The organism is Enterobacter sp. TCD1-1 (assembly GCF_020567405.1).
GTDB lineage: Bacteria > Pseudomonadota > Gammaproteobacteria > Enterobacterales > Enterobacteriaceae > Enterobacter > Enterobacter quasiroggenkampii.
Genome location: NZ_JAJCXF010000003.1, coordinates 88,344 through 113,174, shown reverse-complemented (window position 1 = coordinate 113,174; position 24,831 = coordinate 88,344). Strand labels below are relative to the sequence as shown.

Below are 24,831 nucleotides of genomic sequence, written 5' to 3'. Positions count from 1 at the left end.
ATGTCTCAGGCTGCATTGAACACGCGCAACCGCGATGACGAGGAAGAATACACCTCTTCACGCCGCAGTAATGGAACGCGTCTTGCAGGCATCATTTTCCTGCTCGGGGTGCTGTGCACCGTGTTTATCAGCGGCTGGATGGTCCTGGGCTGGATGGAAGATGCGCAGCGGTTGCCACTTTCTAAGCTGGTGGTCACCGGTGAGCGTCACTACACGCGTAACGACGATATTCGCCAGTCAATACTGGCACTGGGCTCGCCTGGCACCTTTATGACTCAGGACGTCAATATTATCCAGAGCCAGATTGAACGTCTGCCATGGATAAAACAGGCGAGCGTAAGAAAGCAATGGCCTGATGAATTGAAGATTCATCTGGTTGAATATGTGCCCATTGCGCGTTGGAATGATCAGCACATGGTTGACGTCGACGGAAATTCCTTCAGCGTCCCGGCCGATCGTGTCAACAAGCAAAATTTACCGATGTTGTATGGCCCTGAAGGCAGCGAAAACGAAGTGTTACAGGGTTTTCGTGAAATGGGTCAGGTGCTGGCGAAGGACAGGTTTACGTTAAAAGATGCTGCCATGACGGCGCGCCGTTCCTGGCAGCTTACGTTAACGAACGGCATTAAGCTCAACCTGGGGCGCGGGGACACCATGAAGCGTCTGGCGCGTTTTGTCGAACTTTACCCGGTTTTACAGCAGCAGGCACAGACTGACGGCAAACGGATAAGCTACGTTGATTTGCGCTATGACTCAGGCGCAGCAGTCGGTTGGGTACCGGCTCCGGTCGAGGAACCTAATCAGCAACAGAATCAGGCACAGGTACAGGCAGAACAACAATGATCAAGGCGACGGACAGAAAACTGGTAGTTGGACTGGAGATTGGCACCGCGAAGGTTGCCGCTTTAGTAGGGGAAGTTCTGCCCGACGGTATGGTCAATATCATTGGCGTGGGCAGTTGCCCGTCCCGTGGTATGGATAAAGGTGGGGTAAACGATCTTGAATCGGTGGTGAAGTGCGTCCAGCGCGCCATCGATCAGGCTGAATTGATGGCAGATTGCCAGATTTCTTCTGTCTATCTGGCCCTCTCTGGTAAGCACATTAGCTGCCAGAACGAAATCGGCATGGTGCCGATTTCCGAAGAAGAAGTGACGCAGGAAGACGTTGAAAACGTTGTGCATACGGCGAAATCCGTGCGTGTCCGCGATGAGCATCGCGTGTTGCACGTGATCCCGCAGGAATATGCGATTGACTACCAGGAAGGGATCAAGAACCCGGTCGGTCTGTCAGGCGTTCGTATGCAGGCAAAAGTGCACCTGATCACATGTCACAACGATATGGCGAAGAACATTGTAAAAGCCGTTGAACGTTGTGGCCTGAAAGTTGACCAACTTATTTTCGCCGGTCTGGCGGCAAGTTATTCCGTGCTGACCGAAGATGAACGTGAACTGGGTGTCTGTGTGGTCGATATTGGTGGTGGTACAATGGACATGGCCGTGTATACCGGCGGTGCGTTGCGCCACACCAAAGTGATCCCGTACGCAGGGAACGTCGTGACCAGCGATATTGCTTACGCTTTTGGTACGCCACCGAGCGATGCAGAAGCGATTAAAGTGCGCCACGGCTGTGCGCTGGGCTCTATTGTTGGCAAAGATGAGAGCGTTGAAGTGCCAAGCGTCGGTGGCCGTCCACCGCGCAGCCTGCAGCGCCAGACGTTGGCAGAGGTGATCGAGCCGCGCTATACCGAGCTGCTCAACCTGGTCAACGAAGAAATTTTACAGTTACAGGAACAGCTTCGTCAGCAGGGTGTTAAACATCATCTTGCGGCGGGGATTGTATTAACCGGCGGTGCAGCGCAAATTGAAGGTCTTGCGGCCTGTGCACAGCGCGTGTTCCATACGCAGGTGCGTATTGGTGCGCCGCTGAATATCACCGGTTTAACGGATTATGCTCAGGAGCCGTATTATTCAACGGCTGTGGGCCTGCTCCACTACGGGAAGGAATCTCATCTCAGTGGTGAAGCGGAAGTGGAAAAACGCGTCTCAGTGGGGTCGTGGGTCAAACGACTGAACAACTGGTTGCGAAAAGAGTTTTAATTTTTTTAAGAGACCGGAGAGAATTAGCGGTCTCGGGCGACAGGCACAACGGAGAGAGAAATTATGTTTGAACCTATGGAACTGACCAACGACGCGGTGATTAAAGTCATCGGCGTCGGTGGCGGCGGCGGTAACGCCGTAGAGCATATGGTGCGTGAACGCATTGAAGGTGTTGAATTCTTTGCAGTTAACACCGATGCACAGGCACTGCGTAAGACGGCAGTAGGCCAGACTATCCAGATCGGCGGTGGTATCACCAAAGGGCTGGGAGCAGGGGCTAACCCGGAAGTGGGCCGCAATGCGGCTGAAGAAGATCGTGAAGCCCTGCGCGCTGCACTGGAAGGTGCGGACATGGTCTTCATTGCAGCAGGTATGGGTGGCGGTACCGGTACCGGCGCAGCACCTGTTGTAGCTGAAGTGGCTAAAGATTTAGGTATCCTGACCGTTGCTGTCGTGACCAAGCCTTTCAATTTTGAAGGCAAGAAGCGTATGGCCTTTGCGGAGCAGGGTATCACCGAGCTGTCCAAGCACGTTGACTCGCTGATCACCATCCCGAACGACAAGCTGTTGAAGGTTCTGGGTCGCGGTATCTCCCTGCTGGACGCCTTCGGTGCAGCAAACGACGTGCTGAAAGGCGCGGTTCAGGGTATCGCTGAACTGATTACCCGTCCAGGCCTGATGAACGTTGACTTTGCAGACGTTCGCACCGTGATGTCCGAAATGGGCTACGCGATGATGGGCTCTGGCGTGGCGAGCGGCGAAGACCGTGCAGAAGAAGCGGCTGAAATGGCCATCTCTTCTCCACTGCTGGAAGATATCGATCTGTCTGGTGCGCGCGGCGTGCTGGTCAACATTACCGCTGGCTTTGACCTGCGTCTGGATGAGTTCGAAACCGTGGGTAACACTATCCGTGCGTTCGCCTCTGACAACGCTACCGTGGTAATCGGTACTTCGCTTGACCCTGAAATGAACGACGAGCTGCGTGTTACCGTTGTTGCGACCGGTATCGGTATGGACAAGCGTCCTGAGATCACCTTAGTGACCAACAAGCAGACTCAGCAACCGGTAATGGATCGTTACCAGCAGCACGGTATGTCTCCGCTGACTCAGGAGCAGAAACCGGCCGCGAAAGTGGTGAACGACCCAACGCCGCAAACGGCGAAAGAGCCAGATTATCTGGATATCCCGGCGTTCCTGCGTAAGCAAGCTGATTAAGAATTGGCTGGAATTAGGGGATTTGCGCTCTTTGTGCTAAACTGGCCCACCGTTAGTGATATACACTCTCGGTTGGATAGTTAATTTGGCGAGATTATACGATGATCAAACAAAGGACACTTAAACGTATCGTTCAGGCGACGGGTGTCGGTTTACATACCGGCAAGAAAGTCACGCTGACGTTACGCCCTGCGCCGGCCAATACCGGGGTCATCTATCGTCGCACCGACTTGAATCCACCGGTAGATTTTCCGGCCGATGCCAAATCTGTGCGTGATACTATGCTCTGTACTTGTCTGGTGAACGAGCATGACGTGCGGATTTCTACCGTAGAGCACCTGAACGCCGCCCTGGCGGGGCTGGGTATCGACAACATTATTGTTGAAGTCGATGCGCCAGAAATCCCGATTATGGATGGCAGTGCTGCACCGTTCGTCTATCTGTTGCTGGATGCTGGCATCGAAGAACTGAACTGCGCGAAGAAATTTGTTCGCATTAAAGAGACCGTTCGCGTCGAAGATGGCGACAAGTGGGCTGAATTTAAACCGTACAATGGTTTCTCGTTGGACTTTACCATCGACTTTAACCATCCGGCGATTGATTCCAGTACCCAGCGCTACGCGATGAACTTCTCTGCTGATGCGTTTATGCGCCAGATCAGCCGAGCCCGTACGTTTGGCTTCATGCGTGATATCGAATATCTGCAGTCCCGCGGCCTGTGCCTGGGCGGCAGCTTCGATTGTGCCATCGTTGTTGACGATTATCGCGTACTGAACGAAGACGGCCTGCGTTTCGAAGATGAATTCGTTCGTCACAAAATGCTGGACGCTATCGGCGACCTGTTTATGTGTGGTCACAATATCATTGGTGCATTTACCGCGTTCAAATCCGGTCATGCGCTGAACAACAAACTGTTGCAGGCCGTCCTGGCAAAACAGGAAGCCTGGGAATATGTGACCTTCGAAGACGAAGCAGAACTGCCGCTGGCTTTCAAAGCGCCAAACATGGTTCTGGCGTAACGGTTCACGCCGTTTCGTAAAAAATCGACTGGTTAACCTGGTACTCTCTCCGACCAGGAAGACCAGTCGTTTTTATTTTTGCCCTTCTTCGTTTGCCCCAGCGTTATCTCTTGTTTGTCTTGCGCAGAAAATGCGTGCGTTAGCTGCATTCTTGACCGTTTTTCCCCGCGGTGGCACCTCATTCCTGCTGATGTGCATTGGCTTTAGTGGTAATATCTGGGCGCTTAAAAAAATAACTTAAAAGTAGCCTGTTACAGGCTGGCTTATGTGGTGGAGCAAGTGAGCGGAATACTGACGCGCTGGCGACAATTTGGCAGACGTTACTTCTGGCCGCATCTCTTATTAGGGATGGTCGCGGCGAGTCTCGGCTTGCCTGCGCTCAGCAACAGTGCCGAAGCGGCGACGCCAGCGAAGACCTCTACCACCAAACACGATCTCAACACGCGGGTTAACTTTACAAACCTGGCGTGGCTTGAAGCCAGCCGCCGCCCGAATTTCTCCGTTGATTACTGGCACCAGCACGCTATCCGCACGGTTATCCGCCATCTCTCCTTCGCGATGGCGCCCCAGGCAATGCCTGTGGCGGAAGAGACGCTGCCGGTGCAGGCACAGCATCTTGCCCTGCTGGACACGCTTAATGCTCTGCTTACGCAGGACAGCCAGCCGCCGGTCATGGTGCGCGAGACGGCGCAACGCGCGCTCGTTCCTCCTGTTTCATTCTCTGTATCAACCTGGATTAGCCAGGTTCACGGCATTCGAGCCGGGCCTCAACGCCTCAGCTAAATTAACTTTTTCAATACCTTAATTTATCTGCCCATGATGGGGCGTTTGAGAATTTATTATGCTAATCAAATTATTAACTAAAGTTTTTGGTAGTCGTAACGATCGTACCCTGCGCCGTATGCGCAAAGCTGTTGCCGTCATCAACGGTATGGAACCGGCGATGGAGAAGCTCTCTGATGATGAGCTGAAAGCGAAAACGGCGGAATTCCGTGCGCGTCTGGAAAAAGGTGAAACCTTAGAAAGCCTGATCCCGGAAGCGTTTGCTGTCGTGCGTGAAGCAAGTAAGCGCGTGTTCGGCATGCGTCACTTCGACGTTCAGCTGCTGGGCGGTATGGTGCTTAACGAGCGCTGCATCGCGGAAATGCGTACCGGTGAAGGTAAAACCCTGACCGCAACGCTGCCGGCTTACCTGAACGCGCTGACCGGTAAAGGCGTTCACGTCGTTACCGTCAACGACTATCTGGCGCAGCGTGATGCCGAAAACAACCGTCCACTGTTCGAATTCCTCGGTATGACCGTCGGTATCAACATGTCCGGCCTGCCTGCGCCAGCCAAGCGTGAAGCGTATAACGCGGATATCACCTACGGTACCAACAACGAATACGGCTTCGACTACCTGCGTGACAACATGGCGTTCAGCCCTGAAGAGCGTGTCCAGCGTAAGCTGCACTATGCGCTGGTGGATGAGGTGGACTCCATCCTGATCGATGAAGCGCGTACTCCGCTTATCATCTCCGGCCCGGCTGAAGACAGCTCCGAGATGTATCGTAAAGTCGACAAAATCATTCCACACCTGCTGCGTCAGGAGAAAGAAGACTCGGATACCTTCCAGGGTGAAGGCCACTTCTCCGTTGATGAAAAAGCGCGCCAGGTGAACCTGACCGAACGTGGTCTGGTGAAAATTGAAGAGCTGCTGGTTGCTGAAGGCATTATGGAAGAGGGCGAGTCTCTGTACTCCCCGAGCAACATCATGCTGATGCACCACGTGACCGCCGCGCTGCGTGCCCACGCGCTGTTCACCCGTGACGTCGACTACATCGTAAAAGACGGCGAAGTGATCATTGTCGATGAGCACACCGGCCGTACCATGCAGGGGCGTCGCTGGTCTGACGGTCTGCACCAGGCTGTAGAAGCCAAAGAAGGCGTGGATATTCAAAACGAAAACCAGACGCTGGCGTCTATCACCTTCCAGAACTACTTCCGTCTGTACGAGAAGCTGGCGGGCATGACCGGTACTGCCGATACCGAAGCGTTTGAATTCAGCTCTATCTACAAGCTGGATACCGTGGTCGTTCCAACCAACCGTCCGATGATCCGTAAGGATATGCCGGACCTGGTGTACATGACCGAAGCGGAAAAAATTCAGGCGATCATCGAAGATATCCGCGAGCGTACTGCTAAAGGCCAGCCGGTTCTGGTGGGGACCATCTCCATTGAAAAATCCGAAGTGGTTTCTCACGAGCTGACCAAAGCGGGTATTAAACACAACGTACTGAACGCCAAATTCCACGCCAAAGAAGCGGACATTGTTGCGCAGGCAGGTTATCCGGCTGCGGTAACCATCGCCACCAACATGGCGGGTCGTGGTACCGATATTATGCTGGGCGGTAGCTGGCAGGCCGAAGTGGCTGAGCTGGAAAACCCAACGCCTGAACAGATTGCGCAGATTAAGGCCGACTGGCAGGTGCGTCACGACGCGGTGCTGGCATCCGGCGGTCTGCATATCATTGGTACCGAGCGTCACGAATCGCGTCGTATCGATAACCAGCTGCGTGGTCGTGCGGGTCGTCAGGGTGATGCCGGTTCTTCCCGCTTCTACCTGTCGATGGAAGATGCGCTGATGCGTATTTTCGCCTCCGACCGCGTGTCCGGCATGATGCGTAAGCTGGGCATGAAACCTGGCGAAGCCATTGAGCACCCGTGGGTCACCAAAGCGATCGCGAACGCACAGCGTAAAGTGGAAAGCCGCAACTTCGATATTCGTAAGCAACTGCTGGAATACGATGACGTGGCTAACGACCAGCGCCGTGCGATCTACACCCAGCGTAACGAACTGCTGGACGTATCCGATGTGAGCGAAACCATCAACAGCATTCGTGAAGATGTGTTTAAAGCCACGATTGATGCGCATATTCCTCCTCAGTCTCTGGAAGAGATGTGGGACATCGAAGGCCTGCAGGAACGTCTGAAAAACGACTTTGACCTCGATCTGCCTATCAAAGAGTGGCTGGATAAAGAGCCTGAGCTGCACGAAGAGACCCTGCGCGAGCGTATCTACGAAACCGCGCTGGATGTTTACAAGCGTAAGGAAGAGGTTGTTGGCGCTGAGATGATGCGTCACTTCGAAAAAGGCGTGATGCTGCAGACGCTGGATTCCCTCTGGAAAGAGCATCTGGCGGCGATGGACTACCTGCGTCAGGGTATCCACCTGCGTGGCTATGCGCAGAAAGATCCGAAGCAGGAATACAAGCGTGAGTCCTTCTCCATGTTTGCCTCTATGCTTGAGTCGCTGAAGTATGAAGTGATCAGCACTCTGAGCAAGGTTCAGGTGCGTATGCCGGAAGAGGTAGAAGCGATGGAGCAGCAGCGTCGTGAAGAAGCCGAGCGTCTGGCACAAATGCAACAGCTGAGCCATCAGACCGACGACAGCGAAGCTGCAGCGGCGATCGCCGCGCAGACTGGCGATCGTAAAGTGGGTCGTAACGATCCGTGCCCATGTGGCTCCGGTAAAAAGTACAAGGCGTGCCACGGGCGTCTGAGCTAAATTCATAAAAAAACAAAAAGGCGCAGACATCTGCGCCTTTTTTATGGAAGTAACAATATGAAAATACTGCAAATTGCCGTCGGGATTATTCGTAACCCGCAAAACCAAATTTTTATCACCCAGCGTGCTGCCGACGCCCATATGGCCAACAAATGGGAGTTTCCTGGCGGAAAAATTGAGGCCGGTGAAACGCCGGAAGCGGCGCTGGTTCGCGAGCTTCAGGAAGAAGTCGGGATCACCCCGCTTGGCGCAACGCTGTTTGATAAGCTCGAATACCAGTTTCCGGACAGACACATTACGCTGTGGTTCTGGCTCGTGGAAAACTGGGAAGGTGAACCCTGGGGGAAAGAGGGGCAGCCGGGTAACTGGGTGGCGCTTCAGGCAAGTGATGCCGAAAAATTCCCGCCAGCTAATGAGCCTGTGATCCTGCGGTTAGTCGAACAACCGAAGGCCTGCTAAGCGACGCGCCAGCAGGCTTTACAGATTACTGCTGGTTTTCACTCCAGTCGTCGCTGTCCGAGAGATCGCCTTTACTCGGAATACGTTTCTCTTCCGCCGCCCATTCGCCCAGGTCAATAAGCTGGCAGCGTTTACAGCAGAATGGGCGGAACGGACTCACTTCGCCCCAGACAACGGTTTTGCCACAGGTAGGGCAGTTTACGGTGGTGACATCAGACATCGGCACTCCTTAACAACAGGCCAGTTCAAAATCGAGGCGTTCCGGCACGGTGCCATTTTCGCTGTCCAGCGGCATAAAGCGAATCGCAAAGCGGCTCTTATGCCCGGAAATTTGCGGGTAAAGCTGTTCGCCAAGCGATAAATTCAGGCGCAGAAGATCGGCATCATCACCGTTGTCCTGGTAGAAACCATTCAGGCTGGTTTGCTTGCGGAACGGCGCTGAGTTACGGATCAGATCGAGGATCAGCGACAGCGTCTGGTGCATCGGCTCCAGGCTTGCCAGCCAACTGTTCACCTGCGCGTCACGCTGGGCTTGTGGCATATGGAGCCACATATGCAGCGTCGGCAGGTCGAAGCTGCAGCAACCGCCAGGGATGCTCAGGCGCTGGCGCACCAGGCCAATCAGGCGGTCCTCACGCAAAAACTGCCCGACGCGCGGTGCAGCCATCAGGATGCTGCTGCTGGTTTTAAGCTGCTGGCGAAGGGAATCGATACGGCTTACATCCACCCCCGGAACCTCAGCCCATGCCTGTAACTTACGCTGCTGGCGCTCCAGCTCTTTAAGCAATTCTGTGCGGACATCGCCGCGTTCAATCACATCCAGCAGATCGCCTACATTGCGGAAGAAATGCAACGCCGTAGCGTGATCGTTAACCGGTAGATGTTGTGAAAGCTGCTGAATGAGGAATTCGATGCGCAGCCAGGTACGCATTTTTTCATTGAGCGGATGCTCAAAAAGGATGTGTGTCGACATTATGGTTTTTCCTGTGCAACGGCCTGCGCGGCAAACGTCAGATACTGCGCGTGCAGACGGGCAACATCCGATGCAATGGCATCTGGTGCGCCGTTATTATCAATGACATCATCCGCCACGGCAAGGCGCTGAGCGCGCGTGGCCTGAGCGGCAAGAATGTGTTCCGCATGTTCTCGCGAGACGTGGTCGCGCGTCATGGTTCTCTGGATTTGCGTTTCGGGGGTGACATCAATCACCAGCACCCGGTCGGCTTTCTTCTGCAGCTGATTTTCAACCAGCAGCGGAACCACCCACAAGACATAGGGCGAGCGAGCCGCGGCGATCTGACGCTGCGTTTCCTGGTGGATGATGGGGTGGAGCAGGGCATTAAGCCAGACTTTTTCCGCAGAATCGGAAAAAATGCATTCGCGAAGCTGGCGGCGATTCAGGGTGCCATCGTCATTGATAATTGTCTGACCAAAATGTTCTGCGATGGCCTTTAGCGCGGGTGTATTGGGCTCTACCACCTGGCGGGCAATGATATCGGCATCGATAATCGTGATACCCAAACGAGAAAACGCGTCCGCAACGGTACTTTTGCCACTACCGATGCCGCCGGTTAATGCAACGATATACCCCATTAAATAAAATCCTGGGAATTATTCATTATAAAAATCAGTTGATTAAAAATCACAGATGCGCCAGTCACTGTTTAGCCCTGTTTACCGGCTTTTTACCAGGTAAATTTATAGGATTGTAGCGTAAAAAAAGAGAATTTCGCAGTCTTGCGGAGCAGGTATTAGTGCGTATGATAGCGTCACTGGAGTTGTGCTTTTAACATATTTGCCTCTAACCCCAGGAATCCGCACATGCGTATCGAAGAAGATCTGAAGTTAGGTTTCAAAGACGTTCTTATCCGCCCTAAACGCTCTACACTGAAAAGTCGCTCAGACGTTGAACTCGAACGTCAATTCACCTTTAAGCATTCCGGTCAGACCTGGTCTGGCGTGCCGATCATCGCTGCCAACATGGATACTGTGGGAACCTTTGAGATGGCAACCGCGCTGGCACAGTTCGATATTCTCACCGCCGTGCACAAACATTACAGCCCTGAAGAGTGGGATGCGTTTGTTGCGTCCGCCTCTGCTGATGTGGTGAAGCATGTGATGGTCTCCACCGGCACCTCCGATGCGGATTTCGAGAAGACCAAACAGATCCTGAAGGCTAACCCGGCGCTGAACTTCGTTTGTATTGATGTGGCGAACGGTTACTCCGAGCACTTCGTGCAGTTCGTCAGCAAGGCGCGTGAGGCCTGGCCGACGAAAACCATCATCGCGGGCAACGTGGTGACCGGTGAAATGTGTGAAGAACTGATCCTCTCCGGTGCCGATATCGTGAAAGTAGGCATTGGCCCGGGCTCCGTATGCACCACACGCGTCAAAACCGGCGTCGGTTATCCGCAGCTCTCTGCCATCATTGAATGTGCCGACGCGGCGCACGGACTGGGCGGCCAGATCATCAGCGACGGCGGTTGCACCATGCCGGGGGATGTAGCAAAGGCCTTCGGTGGTGGCGCGGACTTCGTGATGCTCGGCGGTATGCTGGCAGGCCATGAAGAGAGCGGCGGTACCGTCGTTGAAGAGAACGGCGAGAAATTTATGCTGTTCTACGGCATGAGCTCTGAGTCTGCGATGACCCGTCACGTCGGTGGCGTGGCAAAATACCGCGCGGCAGAAGGCAAAACCGTGAAGCTGCCTCTGCGCGGCCCGGTTGAAAACACCGCACGCGATATCCTCGGCGGCCTGCGTTCTGCCTGCACCTACGTGGGCGCATCCCGCCTGAAAGAGCTGACAAAGCGTACGACGTTTATTCGCGTTCAGGAACAAGAAAACCGCGTATTCAATAGCCTGTAATGGCTTTCGCTGGCGCATGCTCGTGCGCCAGCCCTATTGTACTATCCCGCGCTCATCGCATCTCCCAGGTGGAATATCGGCAGGTACATGGCCACCACCAGCGTACCGATAATGACCCCCGTCACAATCAGTAGCAGCGGCTCCAGAAGCGCCGCCAGGTTATCTGCTCGTTGAAAGGTCTGTTCCGTGTGATGACGGGCAAGGTTTGCCAGCATGATGTCCAGCGCACCTGACATCTCACCGGTTCGTAAAAGCTGAATACAGAGCGGGGTAAACAATGCCGCCTTCTGAAAGGATGACCAGACGGGCAGACCTTTTTCAATGTCCTCCCGCACGTTGCGAAGTATCCCTTGCCAGTACCGGCTCTCAACGGTTTCTTCTGCACTCTCCAGACCCTGTAAAAAGGGGATGCCTGCCTGTTGCGTGAGTGACAGCACGGTAAAGATGTGTCCCAGCTTTTGGCCTTTTGCCAGTGCGCCCATCACGGGCGTCTGCATCAGGATTTGCTGCCAGCGAGGGTTCTGCCGCAGAGCCCAGGCGACGGCAAAGGGGGTTAGTAGCAGGGCGAACAACGCGAGGGCATATGACTGCATAAAGGCGGCCATTCCCATGACCATCTGCGTCAGCACGGGAAGCGGGGTATTAAACGTTTTGTAGATCGCAGCAAACTCGGGCAGGACCAGGGTGACCATCGCCAGCACAACCACTACAGCCAGCGTCAGGACGATCGCCGGGTAGCGGAGCGCTTTTTTCACTTTTGCACTGAGCTGCTGCTGCGCTTTTTGTTGCTGCGCGAGCTGACGACAGCACGCCTCCAGCTTCCCTGTCAGCTCCCCGGTCTTCACCATCGAGACATGCAGCGGGCTAAAAACGGCTGGCCACTTTTTTAGCGACTCCGAAAACGGGCATCCTTCACTGAGCTCATCGGCAATGCTTTGCAGCAGCGCCTGCCACGGTTTTAACGGATGCTGTTCTGCCAGCATTTGCAGGCTGTGGGACAATGTCAGTCCAGCCTGCAGAAGCGTGGCGAGCTGATGAAACATCTCGTCGCAGTGGTGTTGCCGCCAGCGGCGCCGCTGCGTGCATCGGGTAAGCGTCAGAGGATGGAGGTCGTTACGCATTAGCCGGGTGAAGGCCGCATTGCGGTCCGTGGCCCAGAGTGTCCCGCTTCGGGGTTCTCCATCTTTGGTGAGCGCACGCCAGCGCCAGAGCTGATTAGCCGCCATTGGGCATTCCCAGGACGCGCAGCAACTCTTCAATCGTGGTTAGCCCCTGTTCGACGGCCATGCAGCCGTGTTCAAAAAGAGAAATCATCCCTGCCTGGCGGGCGCTCGCCTCGATGACGTCTGTTCCCGCCCCGCTGGCAATGGCCTGTCGCAGGGCATTGTCGATCCCAAGTACTTCAAAAATGGCCACGCGGCCATAAAAACCGTGGTAACAGCGCTCGCAGCCGGTAGGCTGCCAGCGTGGAAGCGGTCTGGGCCATACTGAGCGAGGTAAGTCCGCATGCTCCCCGCTTTTCTGTCGGCAGTACGGACACAGACGTCGAACCAGTCGCTGGGCAATCACCATCGTCAGCGCGGAGGAAATCATCCAGCGTGCGACGCCCATCTGCTCCAGGCGAACCAGCGTTTCCGTCGTCGAGTTGGTATGCAGGGTCGACAGCACCAGGTGCCCGGTCTGGGCAGCATTAATGGCAATCCCGGCCGTTTCACCGTCACGGATTTCGCCGACCATTATGATGTCGGGATCCTGACGCAGCAGCGCCCGCAGCACGCTCTGGAAGGTTAAACCCGCCCGGGGATTAATCTGCGTCTGGTTTAATCCGGCAAGGGGGATCTCAATAGGATCTTCGACGCTGCAGATATTGACGTCAGGGGTGTTACGCGACTGCAGCGCGCTGTACAGCGTCACGGTTTTGCCGCTGCCGGTAGGCCCGGTGACCAGAATCAGCCCCTGTGGCTGGTGGAGAACCGCATTAAAACAGGCCAGCTGCTCAGCATTCATGCCAAGCGCTTTCGGCTCAAGGGCCTGCGGAACCTGCTGCAGGAGACGCAGCACAATTTTCTCGCCGCCGCTGCAGGGAAGCGTCGCGATCCGAAACGAGACCGGCTCGTTGGCCAGCTCAATCGTAAACTGGCCGTCCTGGGGTAAACGGCGCTCAGCAATATCCAGGTTACCCAGCACTTTTAAACGCGCGCTGAGCAGGTTAGCCAGTTCCGGCGCAAGCGGAGGCTGCGGGCAAAGTACGCCGTCGATACGTAAACGAATCTGGCACGCGTGCTCCATCGGTTCGATATGAATATCAGAGGCGCGCTGGTTGATTGCCTGCTGCAGCGTGTGGTTGAGGATATCTACCGTTGAATGCGCTTGCGAAACACCGGGCAGATGTGATTGTGACGTGAGCTGCCGGTGTTTTTCCATGCGCTCAGCGCTCCAGCACTCAATATCAATCCGTTTCTGAGTCGCGAAACGCAGCGCCTCCATGAGTTCAGCCGCGGGGTTGCCCACGACGGCAATGCTGACCATTTCACTGTCGCTGGTAAGCAGCAGTGCGTGATGGCGAAGACAAAGCGCCACGAGTTGATCGGTCTTCATTTTCCGCTCCTCAGTTATTGTCGAAGCGGAAAACGTCTTCGCAGGCCTGCTTCAGGGCGCTAACAGCGCTGATGTTGCAGAGACGCGTCCAGCCCGTCATACCGTTAGCGTCGTTCCACTGCGGCGTCATGACCACTTCCAGCCCGTTAAGACTTTCCTGTCCTGTTAAGGTCACGATCCCTTTCGCTACGCTCATTCCCGACACGTAGCGTGTCGTGGTGGGGGAAGGGATTCCGTTGCTGCCGGCATCGCAACTCTCCACGCCCCCGTGATCCAGCGCGCAAAGCTCGATGGCGGTGCGGTAGGGGACGAAGGTTTGCAGCATATCGGTCAACGCCGCTTTGCGCAGGTAGTTCTGATAGGCAGGTACGCCGATGGCGCTCAGAATCGCAATAATGCCGATGACCACCATCAGCTCAATGAGAGTGAATCCGTGTTGTCTGTTCATATCTGCTCCTTACGTTAGGTGGCGCTACTCTGTCAGCGCGAAAGGGCAGAAACGAGGGGCAAAAAAAGGAACGGGAGAGCGCATTCAGAGAATTTATGCCGCGTTGCAGGGAAGAACAGCGGATTTGCGAGCGGGGCTGAAATTCCCCTCTCCGGGCGGAGAGGGGAGAGGAATGACTATTTAAAACGCATCGAGAGGTCGAGAGCGCGAACGTGCTTGGTCAGCGCGCCGACGGAGATGTAATCCACGCCGGTTTCGGCAAATTCACGGATTGTTTCGAAGGTGACGTTTCCGGACACTTCGAGCTGGGCCCGGCCGTTGGTCAGTTTTACCGCCTCGCGCATCTGCTCGGTTTCGAAGTTATCGAGCATGATGATATCGGCCCCGGCCTTAATCGCCTGCTCCAGCTCGTCCAGGTTTTCCACTTCCACTTCAACCGGCACGTCCGGGTGCAGCCAGAAGGCCTTCTCCACCGCCTGGCGCACGGAGCCCGAGGCAATAATGTGGTTCTCTTTAATCAGGAAAGCGTCGGACAGGCCCAGACGATGGTTTGCGCCGCCGCCGCAGAGCACCGCGTACTTCAGCGCCGTGCGCAGACCCGGCAGCGTTTTGCGGGTATCCAGCAACTGGGTTCGGGTGCCGGCCAGCAGGTCAACGTAGCGGCGCACTTCACTGGCAACGCCAGAGAGCGTTTGTACAAAATTGAGCGCGGTACGTTCGCCGGTCAGCAAGACGCGGGAGGGGCCGTCCAGCTCGAACAGCGGCTGATTGGGCGTGACGCTATCGCCATCTTCAACGTGCCATGTTACCTGCACATCATCGCCCGCCAGTTGGGTAAAGACCTCTTCAACCCAGCGCTTGCCGCAAAAAACACCCTCTTCGCGGGTGATAATGACCGCGTGGGAGCGTGTCTCTTTTGGCAACAATTGTGCGGTAATATCTTTATCGGCATTGACGTCACCGCCCAGGTCTTCTTTCAAAGCATGGGCAACGCTTGCCGGAATATCCATATTAATACGTTCCAGAAGCGCTTCACGTCGGTGGTCGGGGTTGTAGCGGCGAGGCGGCATGATAAAACTCCAAATTGGTAACGAATCATAATATTGAAACATGCTACTCTGAACCGAGTAACAGCACCATACATAAGGAGTTCCAGCATGTTGTTAGAAAACGGATGGCTGGTGGATGCGCGGCATGTGCCTTCGCCGCACCACGACTGCCGCCCGGAGGATGAAAAGCCCACACTGCTGGTGGTTCATAATATTAGTCTCCCGCCGGGGGAATTTGGCGGCCCGTGGATCGATGCGTTATTCACGGGAACGATAGATCCCGATGCCCATCCTTTCTTTGCTGAGATTGCGCATCTGCGCGTGTCGGCTCATTGCCTGATTCGTCGCGATGGTGAAGTGGTTCAGTATGTTCCATTTGATAAGCGCGCCTGGCATGCCGGGGTGTCGATGTATCACGGGCGCGAACGGTGCAACGATTTTTCTATCGGGATCGAGCTGGAAGGCACGGATACCACGCCCTACACCGATTCACAGTATCAACAGTTAGCGGCTGTGACCCGCACGCTTATCGGACTCTATCCGGCCATCGCCGACAATATTACGGGACACAGTGATATTGCCCCGGCGAGAAAAACCGATCCCGGCCCGGCATTCGACTGGCTGCGGTTCCGCGCCATGCTCACCGCGTCGTCAGAATAAGGAGATACCATGACGTTGTTTACCATGCTGCTGGTTATCATCGCTGAACGCCTGTTCAAGCTCGGCGAGCACTGGCATCTGGATCACCGGCTGGAGGTGTTATTCCGCCGTATCAAACATTTTTCCATGCTGCGCACGCTGCTGATGATGGCAGGAGTGATGGTCATTACGTTCCTGCTGCTGCGCGCGCTGCATGGACTGTTTTTCAACGTGCCGCTGCTGGTGGTGTGGATCCTGCTCGGCGTGCTGTGCATTGGTGCGGGCAAGGTGCGTTTGCACTATCACGCCTACCTGAAAGCCGCCTCCCGTGACGATGCCCATGCGCGCGGTGCCATGGCGAGCGAGTTGACGATGATCCACGGCGTGCCGCCGGACTGCGACGAGCGCGAGTTTCTGCGCGAACTGCAGAACGCGCTGCTGTGGATTAACTTCCGCTACTACCTGGCGCCGCTGTTCTGGTTTGTGGTGGGCGGCCCGTGGGGACCGGTCTTGCTGATGGGGTATGCGTTCCTGCGCGCCTGGCAGACCTGGCTTGCCCGCTATCTGACGCCGCATGAACGTTTGCTGTCCGGCATCGATGCCATCCTGCACGTGCTCGACTGGCTCCCGGTGCGTCTGGTGGGCGTGGTGTACGCGTTAATTGGACACGGTGAGAAAGCGCTGCCCGCATGGTTTGCTTCGCTTGCTGACCGCCATACGTCGCAGTACCAGGTGTTAACGCGTCTGGCACAGTTCTCGCTGGCGCGTGAGCCGCATACCGACAAGATTGAAACACCGAAAGCCGCTGTCTCCATGGCGAAGAAAACGTCGTTTGTGGTGGTGGTTATCGTGGCGCTGCTGACGATCTACGGCACGCTGGTGTAAGCCAGCGCGCCGCAAAGACTAAAGCGTATCCGCAGGCGGGATGCCGAAATCAGGCATCCCGTTTTCATTCCAGCGGACGTGCTTCAGGCGGGTATGACGGTTCGGATCGTATAGCGGATCGCCCTCAATTTCGGTGTAGTTTCGCGCGTGATACACCAGCACATCTTCCCCTTCCGGCGTTTGTGTAAAGCTGTTGTGGCCCGGGCCGAACTGGCGGTTTTCGTAGCTGGTCACGAATACGGGACGCGGGGATTTGTGCCAGTTTGCAGGGTTTTGCGGATCGGCATTCAGGTCTATCCACAGCAGTCCCATGCAGTAGTTCTCGTCGGTGGCGCTGGCGGAATAGCTGATAAACAGCTTATCGCCGTGAACCAACACCGCCGGGCCTTCGTTAACCCAAAATCCGCGACACTCCCAGTCATACTCCGGTTTGCTGAGCATCACCGGCTCGCCTTTTAGCGTCCACGGGTTCGCCATTTCGCACAGATAAAGGTTGGAGTTCCCGGTGATATCCGGTGCCTTTTGCGCCCACAGATACCAGCGTTTCCCCTGATGCACAAAGGTGGTAGCGTCCAGAGCAAAGGTATCGAACGGGGTTTTGATTTGCCCTTTTTCCACCCACGTGCCGGTAAGCGGATCGCTGTCGGTACATTCAATGGCAAACATGCGGTGCTGGAACATCCCGAGTGCATCGAGCGCCTGCGTGTGCGTCGCGGCAAAATAGATGTACCACTTTCCGTCGATATGATGCAGTTCCGGCGCCCATATCAGCTGGCTCATGGGGCCAGCGTCGGGTTTACGCCAGACCACCACTTCTTCGGCATGACGTAAGCCTTCCAGCGACGCTGCGCGGCGGATCGCCAGCCTGTCGTACTGCGGCACGGAGGCGATAAAATAGTACTGCCCCTCATGGCGTAAAATGTACGGATCGGCGCGTTGTTCGATAAACGGGTTTGGCCACTGATGCATTTGGCTCTCCTTATTTTGTCTCTGCGGCTTTCAGTTCCTGATAGTTGTTCAGTTCACGGTAGTTGGTGCGGCGTTTCTCCAGATCGGCCTGGATCTGCTTCATGGTTTCACGATCCACCTTCAGCAGACGTACCACGCCCGCAGTAATTAAGTATCCAATGCCGGGAATGACGGTAAAGAGCAGCACGATCCCGTTAAGGGCGTCCGCGCTTTGCGCTTTCGCGCCCGCGTCGTAGCCGTACCAGGAGAGCAGGAACCCGACCATCGCCCCGGCAATCGCCAGCCCCAGCTTCAGGAAGAAGATGTTGCCCGAGAAGCTGATGCCGGTGATGCGCTTCCCGGTTTTCCACTCGCCGTAGTCGTCCACGTCGGCCATCAGTGACCAGTGCAGCGGAGACGGGATCTGGTGCAGGATGTTCAGCAGGACGTAGAGCACCACGATGGTGACGGTGGCTTTCGGGTCGAAGAAATAAAAGGCGCAGGAGAAAATCGCCAGCACGATATTGGTCCAGAAGAAGACCTTCAGCTTACACCAGCGGTCGGTCAGCACTTTTGCCAGCACGCTGCCGAGCATCATGCCAACAACGCCCAGGCTGATGAACAGCGTGGCGAAGTGGGTGCTCTGGCCCATCACCCAGGTAACGTAATACATGGTGGCCGCCATGCGGATAAAGCCGGGGCAGACGTTGCAGAGCGTCAGCAGCAGAATGCGTACCCACTGGTCGTTCTTCCACACGTCTTTCAGATCGTTTTTCAGCTCATCGTTGGTCTGCACCGCCGGGCGCACGCGCTCGCGCACGGTGGCGAAGCAGAACAGGAACATGCAGGTGCCAATCAGCGCCAGTACGGTCATCGCCATCTGGTAGCCTTTGGCTTTGTTGTCCCCGCCAAACCAGTCGGCCATCGGCAGCAGCGTTAATGAGAGCAGCAGCGTGGCGATGCCGACCAGCACGAAGCGATACGACTGGCAGGCGACGCGCTCTTTCGGGTCGTTAGTGATCACCCCGCCCAGCGAGCAGTAGGGGATGTTGATGGCGGTATAGGTCAGCGACAGCAGGAAATAGGTGACAAAGGCATAGATAACTTTGCTGTTATAGCTCCACTCTGGCGTGGTGAACATCAGGATGCTGAACAGCGCGTAGGGGAAAGCGATCCACAGCAGCCATGGACGAAACCGGCCATATTTGCTGCGGGTACGGTCGGCAATCGCGCCCATGATCGGGTCCGTTACGGCGTCAATCACGCGGACAGACAGCAGCAGCACGCCGACCAGCGCAGGGGCGAGGCCAAAAATATCCGTATAAAAATAGTTAACAAACAGCATGATGGCGCCAAAGATAATGTTGCATCCGGCGTCGCCCATCCCATAGCCGATCTTTTCTTTTACTGACAGTGTGTTGTTATCCATCGACAGCTCTCCGGTTTACGGTATGGAGAGAATTATTCGCTGGCGAAGGGATATATGCGTTGCAGTATCAGGGCGGTGATATGGATAAATGCGCTGTGGGCGCGAAAGTGTGAGGGAGGTAACAACGCGCGGTACCCGTAAAAGCAGGTACCGCGGAGAAAGGCTTAGTGTGCCTTCATGGCATTACGGCTTTTCTGACTGAACAGATAGCCCACGCCCAGGATCGCAATCCAGACCGGGATCAGGTAGACGGAAATCGCCATACCCGGCGTGATCAGCATGATCACCAGCACGGCCGCCATGAACAGCAGGCAGATCCAGTTACCCAGCGGATAGAGCAGGGCAGGGAAGCGCGTGGTGACGCCCTGCTGCTGTTTCGCGCGGCGGAACTTGATGTGCGCCAGGCTGATCATCGCCCAGTTGATGACCAGGGCAGAGACCACCAGCGCCATCAGCAGGCCAAACGCCGATTCCGGTGCCATGTAGTTAATCAGCACGCACAGGGCGGTCACGATGGCGGAAACAATGATGGTATTCACCGGCACGCCGCGTTTATCAACGTTAAGCAGCATCTTCGGCGCGTTGCCCTGTTGGGCGAGGCCGAACAGCATACGGCTGTTGCAGTATACGCAGCTGTTGTATACGGAGAGCGCTGCGGTCAGCACCACGATGTTCAGGGCGTTGGCGACAAAGGTGTCGCCCAGCTCGTGGAAGATCAGCACAAACGGGCTGGTGTCGGCGGTGACGCGCGTCCACGGCAGCAGGGAGAGCAGCACGGCCAGTGAGCCCACATAGAAGATCAGAATACGGTAGATAACCTGATTTGTGGCTTTCGGGATGCTCTGCTCCGGGTTGTCGGCTTCAGCGGCAGTGATCCCTACCAGCTCCAGTCCGCCAAAGGAGAACATAATGATCGCCATCATCATCACCAGGCCGGTCATGCCGTGAGGCAGGAAGCCACCCTGTTCCCAGAGGTTGCGCACCGTGGCCTGCGGGCCGCCGTTGCCGCTGAACAGCAGCCAGCCGCCAAAGATAATCATCGCCACCACGGCAATGACCTTGATGATGGCAAACCAGAACTCCATCTCCCCGAACACTTTAACGTTGGTCAGGTTAATGGCGTTGATAATGACGAAGAAGGCTGCAGCAGAAGCCCAGGTTGGGATTTCGGGATACCAGAACTGAATGTATTTCCCGACGGCGGTCAGTTCGGCCATGGCAACCAGAACGTACAGCACCCAGTAGTTCCAGCCCGAGGCGAAACCGGCAAAGCTGCCCCAGTATTTATAGGCAAAGTGGCTGAAGGAGCCCGCGACCGGCTCTTCCACTACCATTTCGCCCAGCTGGCGCATGATCAGAAAAGCAATGAAACCCGCAATCGCGTAACCCAAAATAATGCCCGGACCGGCAGACTGGATAACGGATGCGCTGCCCAGAAACAGGCCGGTACCAATCGCACCGCCCAGTGCGATGAGCTGAATATGGCGGTTTTTAAGCCCGCGCTTTAGCTGATCGCCGTGCTGTTGAGCTTCCATTTGAAACCTCGTGTGTGGTTGTTATGTTCACGCTGAGCGTGTGTAATTATGAAAATCCATATTCTGTATTTATTTCTTTACGGTTAACGAGACCGAAAAAAGCGGAGAAGACTTCCGTAAGCGCCAGAATAGTGGTAAGTGCCTGCGAATGCACCTGCTTTATGAAGGGGTGATGACGACTTGAATAAAAAGAAAGCATTTGTAAATCGGCCCGCTCGTTGTTCCTCTCCCAACCTATAGAATAGAAATGCGCCTTAAGTGGGCGAATTTTCATTATTTGCCTTGTTGAATCGCTTCAGATTGCAAAAACCCTCGTTTCATTATGGTTAAAACTCCCTCTTTGGGGGTAATCAACTCATTTGTGCAAAGTTACATTTCTGAAACGTTATTTCTGTAAGGTTGTTAAAATGTGCAGGGTTTACTGATTTCAATCAAAACCAATATGGACAGAAGGTGAATACTTTGTTACTTTAGCGATACGAAATAGAAATTGGTAAGACCAATTGACTCCGGGCAAAAAGGCGTAAGACAGGGAATATGGCCTACAGCAAAATTCGCCAACCAAAACTATCTGATGTGATTGAGCAGCAGCTGGAGTTTTTAATCCTCGAAGGGACTCTGCGCCCGGGTGAGAAACTTCCGCCAGAACGCGAGCTGGCAAAACAGTTCGACGTTTCACGTCCTTCTCTGCGTGAGGCGATTCAACGTCTCGAAGCAAAGGGCTTGCTGCTTCGTCGCCAGGGCGGCGGAACCTTTGTGCAAAACAGCCTGTGGCAGAGCTTCAGCGATCCGCTGGTAGAACTTCTCTCTGACCACCCAGAATCCCAGTTTGACCTGCTTGAGACCCGTCACGCGCTGGAAGGTATTGCGGCCTATTACGCCGCCCTTCGCAGCACTGATGAAGATCGCGTGCGTATCCGCGAACTGCATCAGGCCATTGAACGGGCACAGCAGTCCGGCGATTTAGACGCCGAGTCCAGCGCCGTCGTCCAGTATCAAATCGCCGTCACCGAAGCGGCACACAATGTGGTGCTCCTCCATCTGCTACGCTGCATGGAGCCGATGCTGGCCCAGAACGTTCGTCAAAATTTTGAATTGTTGTATGCCCGTCGGGACATGCTCCCACTGGTAAGCAACCATCGCACCCGAGTATTCGAGGCGATAATGGCCGGGGAACCGGAGCAGGCGCGCGAAGCGTCGCACCGCCATCTGGCTTTCATTGAGGAAATCTTGCTGGACCGCAGCCGTGAACAATCGCGTCGCGAACGTTCATTACGCCGCATACAGCAACGAAAGGATTAAGCGCCAGGTACTTTTAGAGCGCGGCAACTAAACGCAGAACCTGTCTTATTGTGTTCTTGCCCAAGAGCACAATGGGACAGGTTCCAGACAAATCAACGTATTAGATAGATAAGGAATACCCCCATGTCAGAACGTCTCCAAAATGACGTGGATCCGATCGAAACTCGCGACTGGCTACAGGCGATCGAATCGGTCATCCGTGAAGAAGGTGTTGAGCGCGCTCAGTATCTGATTGATCAGCTGCTTTCTGAAGCCCGCAAAGGCGGTGTGAAGGTTGCTTCAGGTGCAGGGGCTAGCAACTACGTAAACACGATTGCCGTCGAAGACGAACCGGAATACCCGGGCAATCTGGATCTGGAACGTCGTATCCGTTCTGCAATTCGCTGGAACGCCATCATGACCGTTCTGCGCGCATCCAAGAAAGACCTGGAGCTGGGTGGCCACATGGCGTCCTTCCAGTCTTCTGCGACCGTTTACGAAGTGTGCTTCAACCACTTCTTCCGTGCAGCGAACGAGAAAGACGGCGGCGATCTGGTGTACTTCCAGGGCCACATCTCTCCGGGCATCTATGCACGTGCATTCCTGGAAGGTCGTCTGACTGAAGAGCAGATGAACAACTTCCGTCAGGAAGTTCACGGTAAAGGTCTGTCTTCTTACCCGCACCCTAAACTGATGCCTGAATTCTGGCAGTTCCCGACCGTATCAATGGGTCTGGGCCCAATCGGTGCGATCTACCAGGCGAAATTCCTGAAGTATCTGGAACACCGTGGTCTGAAAGACACCTCTGAGCAGACCGTATACGCCTTCCTGGGCGACGGCGAAATGGATGAGCCAGAATCCAAAGGCGCGATCACCATCGCGACCCGTGAGAAGCTGGACAACCTGTGCTTCATCATCAACTGTAACCTGCAGCGTCTGGATGGTCCGGTAACCGGTAACGGCAAGATCATCAACGAACTGGAAGGCATCTTCGCAGGTGCTGGCTGGAACGTGATCAAAGTCATGTGGGGTTCCCGTTGGGACGAACTGCTGCGTAAAGACACCAGCGGTAAACTGATCCAGCTGATGAACGAAACCGTTGACGGTGACTACCAGACCTTCAAATCCAAAGACGGTGCCTACGTGCGTGAGCACTTCTTCGGCAAATATCCAGAAACCGCAGCCCTGGTTGCAGACTGGACTGATGAGCAGATCTGGGCCCTGAACCGCGGTGGTCACGATCCGAAGAAAATCTACGCTGCACTGAAAAAAGCGCGTGAAACCAAAGGTAAAGCGACTGTAATCCTGGCCCACACCATCAAAGGTTACGGCATGGGTGATACCGCAGAAGGTAAAAACATCGCTCACCAGGTTAAGAAAATGAACATGGACGGCGTGCGTTATATCCGCGACCGTTTCAACGTTCCAGTCACCGATGAGCAGGTAGAAAACCTGTCTTACATCACCTTCCCGGAAGGCTCTGAAGAGCACAAGTACCTGCACGAACGTCGTCAGGCGCTGAAAGGCTACCTGCCAGCTCGCCAGCCTAACTTCACCGAGAAGCTGGAACTGCCAGCGCTGGAAGACTTCTCTCAGCTGCTGGAAGAGCAGAACAAAGAGATCTCTACCACTATCGCTTTCGTTCGTGCCCTGAACGTGATGCTGAAGAACAAGTCGATCAAAGATCGCCTGGTGCCAATCATTGCCGACGAAGCGCGTACTTTCGGTATGGAAGGTCTGTTCCGTCAGATCGGTATCTACAGCCCGAACGGCCAGCAGTACACCCCGCAGGACCGTGAGCAGGTTGCTTACTACAAAGAAGACGAGAAAGGTCAGATCCTGCAGGAAGGTATCAACGAGCTGGGCGCAGGCGCATCCTGGCTGGCTGCTGCGACCTCTTACAGCACCAACAACCTGCCGATGATCCCGTTCTACATTTACTACTCCATGTTCGGGTTCCAGCGTATCGGTGACCTGTGCTGGCAGGCAGGCGACCAGCAGGCTCGCGGCTTCCTGATCGGTGGTACTTCCGGTCGTACGACCCTGAACGGTGAAGGTCTGCAGCACGAAGATGGTCACAGCCACATTCAGTCTCTGACTATCCCTAACTGTATCTCTTACGACCCGTCTTACGCGTACGAAGTGGCAGTCATCATGCATGACGGTCTGCAGCGCATGTACGGTGAAGCGCAGGAGAACATTTACTACTACATCACCACCCTGAACGAAAACTACCACATGCCGGCAATGCCAGCAGGTGCCGAGGAAGGTATCCGTAAAGGTATCTATAAACTCGAAACCATCGAAGGTAGCAAAGGTAAAGTTCAGCTGCTGGGCTCCGGTTCTATCCTGCGTCACGTTCGTGAAGCAGCACAGATCCTGGCGAAAGACTACGGTGTCGGTTCCGATGTGTACTCTGTGACTTCCTTCACTGAACTGGCGCGTGATGGCCAGGATTGTGAGCGCTGGAACATGCTGCACCCAATGGAAACCCCACGCGTTCCGTACATCGCTCAGGTGATGAACGACGCGCCAGCGGTGGCGTCTACTGACTATATGAAACTGTTCGCTGAGCAGGTTCGTACTTACGTTCCAGCTGATGATTATCGCGTTCTGGGTACTGACGGCTTCGGTCGTTCTGACAGCCGCGAAAACCTGCGTCACCACTTCGAAGTTGATGCTTCTTACGTGGTTGTAGCAGCACTGGGCGAACTGGCTAAACGTGGCGAAATCGATAAGAAAGTGGTTGCGGACGCAATCACCAAATTCAACATCGATGCAGAAAAAGTTAACCCGCGTCTGGCGTAAGAGGTAAAAG

23 protein-coding genes are annotated in these 24,831 nt (G+C 55.1%); 12 read left to right on the top strand and 11 right to left on the bottom strand.

The window, feature by feature from the left end; genetic code table 11:
• From ftsQ to mutT, 7 genes are all read left to right on the top strand, one after another.
• The gene (ftsQ, locus tag LJA86_RS15465) at nucleotides 1–843 is read left to right on the top strand and encodes a cell division protein FtsQ (protein WP_023293285.1); all 843 of its coding nucleotides are present in this window, start codon (nucleotides 1–3) and stop codon (nucleotides 841–843) included.
• Nucleotides 840–2,096, top strand: coding sequence for a cell division protein FtsA (gene ftsA, locus LJA86_RS15460; protein WP_006173845.1), 1,257 nt, complete (start codon nucleotides 840–842; stop codon nucleotides 2,094–2,096). Before ftsQ ends, ftsA begins: the two co-directional genes overlap by 4 nt.
• Before the next feature lie 63 nt (nucleotides 2,097–2,159).
• The gene (ftsZ, locus tag LJA86_RS15455) at nucleotides 2,160–3,311 is read left to right on the top strand and encodes a cell division protein FtsZ (RefSeq protein WP_008501978.1); all 1,152 of its coding nucleotides are present in this window, start codon (nucleotides 2,160–2,162) and stop codon (nucleotides 3,309–3,311) included.
• 101 nt (nucleotides 3,312–3,412) lie between these two features.
• On the top strand, nucleotides 3,413–4,330 hold the full coding sequence (lpxC, locus tag LJA86_RS15450) for a UDP-3-O-acyl-N-acetylglucosamine deacetylase (protein ID WP_010426966.1): 918 nt from the start codon (nucleotides 3,413–3,415) through the stop codon (nucleotides 4,328–4,330).
• Nucleotides 4,331–4,609: 279 nt separating this feature from the next.
• Entirely contained in the window at nucleotides 4,610–5,113 is a 504-nt protein-coding gene (gene secM / locus LJA86_RS15445; protein ID WP_167213990.1) for a secA translation cis-regulator SecM, read from the top strand.
• A 58-nt stretch (nucleotides 5,114–5,171) separates the two neighbouring features.
• Nucleotides 5,172–7,877 (top strand): preprotein translocase subunit SecA, encoded by a 2,706-nt coding sequence (gene secA, locus LJA86_RS15440; protein WP_021240521.1) that lies wholly within the window; start codon nucleotides 5,172–5,174, stop codon nucleotides 7,875–7,877.
• Nucleotides 7,878–7,934: 57 nt separating this feature from the next.
• Nucleotides 7,935–8,336, top strand: coding sequence for an 8-oxo-dGTP diphosphatase MutT (mutT, locus tag LJA86_RS15435; RefSeq protein ID WP_048028502.1), 402 nt, complete (start codon nucleotides 7,935–7,937; stop codon nucleotides 8,334–8,336).
• 25 nt (nucleotides 8,337–8,361) lie between these two features.
• Here the strand turns inward: mutT and yacG are convergent, their stop codons facing one another.
• Genes yacG through coaE form a run of 3 tightly spaced genes read right to left on the bottom strand, consistent with a single transcriptional unit; the run spans nucleotide 8,362 to nucleotide 9,929 of the window.
• A complete protein-coding gene (gene yacG, locus LJA86_RS15430) occupies nucleotides 8,362–8,556 on the bottom strand; it encodes a DNA gyrase inhibitor YacG (protein ID WP_023615920.1) in 195 nt (64 codons plus the stop codon).
• Between the two features lie 9 nt (nucleotides 8,557–8,565).
• Nucleotides 8,566–9,309: a cell division protein ZapD gene (zapD, locus tag LJA86_RS15425; RefSeq protein ID WP_008501972.1), complete on the bottom strand. Its 744-nt coding sequence runs from the start codon at nucleotides 9,307–9,309 to the stop codon at nucleotides 8,566–8,568.
• Nucleotides 9,309–9,929: a dephospho-CoA kinase gene (coaE, locus tag LJA86_RS15420; RefSeq protein WP_229226383.1), complete on the bottom strand. Its 621-nt coding sequence runs from the start codon at nucleotides 9,927–9,929 to the stop codon at nucleotides 9,309–9,311. The genes zapD and coaE overlap by 1 nt, the downstream gene beginning before the upstream one ends.
• A 228-nt stretch (nucleotides 9,930–10,157) precedes the next feature.
• Here coaE and LJA86_RS15415 point away from each other — a divergent pair, with 228 nt between their 5' ends.
• Nucleotides 10,158–11,201 carry a GMP reductase gene (locus tag LJA86_RS15415; RefSeq protein ID WP_229226382.1) on the top strand — a complete coding sequence of 348 codons (1,044 nt, stop codon included), beginning with the start codon at nucleotides 10,158–10,160 and terminating at the stop codon, nucleotides 11,199–11,201.
• Nucleotides 11,202–11,242: 41 nt separating this feature from the next.
• Here LJA86_RS15415 and hofC read toward each other — a convergent pair whose 3' ends face one another.
• The 4 genes from hofC to nadC all read right to left on the bottom strand — a co-directional run bounded on the left by hofC (nucleotide 11,243) and on the right by nadC (nucleotide 15,317).
• The gene (gene hofC, locus LJA86_RS15410) at nucleotides 11,243–12,427 is read right to left on the bottom strand and encodes a protein transport protein HofC (RefSeq protein ID WP_063620792.1); all 1,185 of its coding nucleotides are present in this window, start codon (nucleotides 12,425–12,427) and stop codon (nucleotides 11,243–11,245) included.
• Nucleotides 12,417–13,799, bottom strand: coding sequence for a type II secretion system protein GspE (gspE, locus tag LJA86_RS15405; RefSeq protein WP_229226381.1), 1,383 nt, complete (start codon nucleotides 13,797–13,799; stop codon nucleotides 12,417–12,419). Before gspE ends, hofC begins: the two co-directional genes overlap by 11 nt.
• Before the next feature lie 10 nt (nucleotides 13,800–13,809).
• The gene (gene ppdD, locus LJA86_RS15400) at nucleotides 13,810–14,247 is read right to left on the bottom strand and encodes a prepilin peptidase-dependent pilin (RefSeq protein ID WP_069720169.1); all 438 of its coding nucleotides are present in this window, start codon (nucleotides 14,245–14,247) and stop codon (nucleotides 13,810–13,812) included.
• Between the two features lie 176 nt (nucleotides 14,248–14,423).
• Nucleotides 14,424–15,317: a carboxylating nicotinate-nucleotide diphosphorylase gene (gene nadC, locus LJA86_RS15395; RefSeq protein WP_021240514.1), complete on the bottom strand. Its 894-nt coding sequence runs from the start codon at nucleotides 15,315–15,317 to the stop codon at nucleotides 14,424–14,426.
• Nucleotides 15,318–15,404: 87 nt separating this feature from the next.
• On the opposite strand from nadC, the gene ampD reads away from it, so the two are divergent.
• Entirely contained in the window at nucleotides 15,405–15,956 is a 552-nt protein-coding gene (gene ampD, locus LJA86_RS15390) for a 1,6-anhydro-N-acetylmuramyl-L-alanine amidase AmpD (RefSeq protein WP_069720170.1), read from the top strand.
• A 9-nt stretch (nucleotides 15,957–15,965) separates the two neighbouring features.
• Entirely contained in the window at nucleotides 15,966–16,820 is an 855-nt protein-coding gene (gene ampE / locus LJA86_RS15385) for a beta-lactamase regulator AmpE (protein ID WP_063620800.1), read from the top strand.
• A gap of 18 nt (nucleotides 16,821–16,838) precedes the next feature.
• Here the strand turns inward: ampE and LJA86_RS15380 are convergent, their stop codons facing one another.
• The 4 genes from LJA86_RS15380 to LJA86_RS15365 form a co-directional block, all read right to left on the bottom strand.
• Nucleotides 16,839–17,789 carry a family 43 glycosylhydrolase gene (locus LJA86_RS15380; protein WP_063620801.1) on the bottom strand — a complete coding sequence of 317 codons (951 nt, stop codon included), beginning with the start codon at nucleotides 17,787–17,789 and terminating at the stop codon, nucleotides 16,839–16,841.
• Between the two features lie 10 nt (nucleotides 17,790–17,799).
• Nucleotides 17,800–19,197, bottom strand: a complete 1,398-nt coding sequence (locus tag LJA86_RS15375) for a glycoside-pentoside-hexuronide (GPH):cation symporter (protein WP_229226380.1) — start codon at nucleotides 19,195–19,197, stop codon at nucleotides 17,800–17,802.
• Between the two features lie 164 nt (nucleotides 19,198–19,361).
• Entirely contained in the window at nucleotides 19,362–20,732 is a 1,371-nt protein-coding gene (aroP, locus tag LJA86_RS15370; protein ID WP_024907477.1) for an aromatic amino acid transporter AroP, read from the bottom strand.
• Between the two features lie 46 nt (nucleotides 20,733–20,778).
• Nucleotides 20,779–21,006: a hypothetical protein gene (locus LJA86_RS15365; RefSeq protein ID WP_048028490.1), complete on the bottom strand. Its 228-nt coding sequence runs from the start codon at nucleotides 21,004–21,006 to the stop codon at nucleotides 20,779–20,781.
• A 263-nt stretch (nucleotides 21,007–21,269) separates the two neighbouring features.
• Here LJA86_RS15365 and pdhR point away from each other — a divergent pair, with 263 nt between their 5' ends.
• Nucleotides 21,270–22,034, top strand: coding sequence for a pyruvate dehydrogenase complex transcriptional repressor PdhR (gene pdhR / locus LJA86_RS15360; RefSeq protein ID WP_008501960.1), 765 nt, complete (start codon nucleotides 21,270–21,272; stop codon nucleotides 22,032–22,034).
• Nucleotides 22,035–22,157: 123 nt separating this feature from the next.
• On the top strand, nucleotides 22,158–24,821 hold the full coding sequence (gene aceE / locus LJA86_RS15355; RefSeq protein ID WP_028015529.1) for a pyruvate dehydrogenase (acetyl-transferring), homodimeric type: 2,664 nt from the start codon (nucleotides 22,158–22,160) through the stop codon (nucleotides 24,819–24,821).
• Nucleotides 24,822–24,831 lie beyond the last annotated feature (10 nt).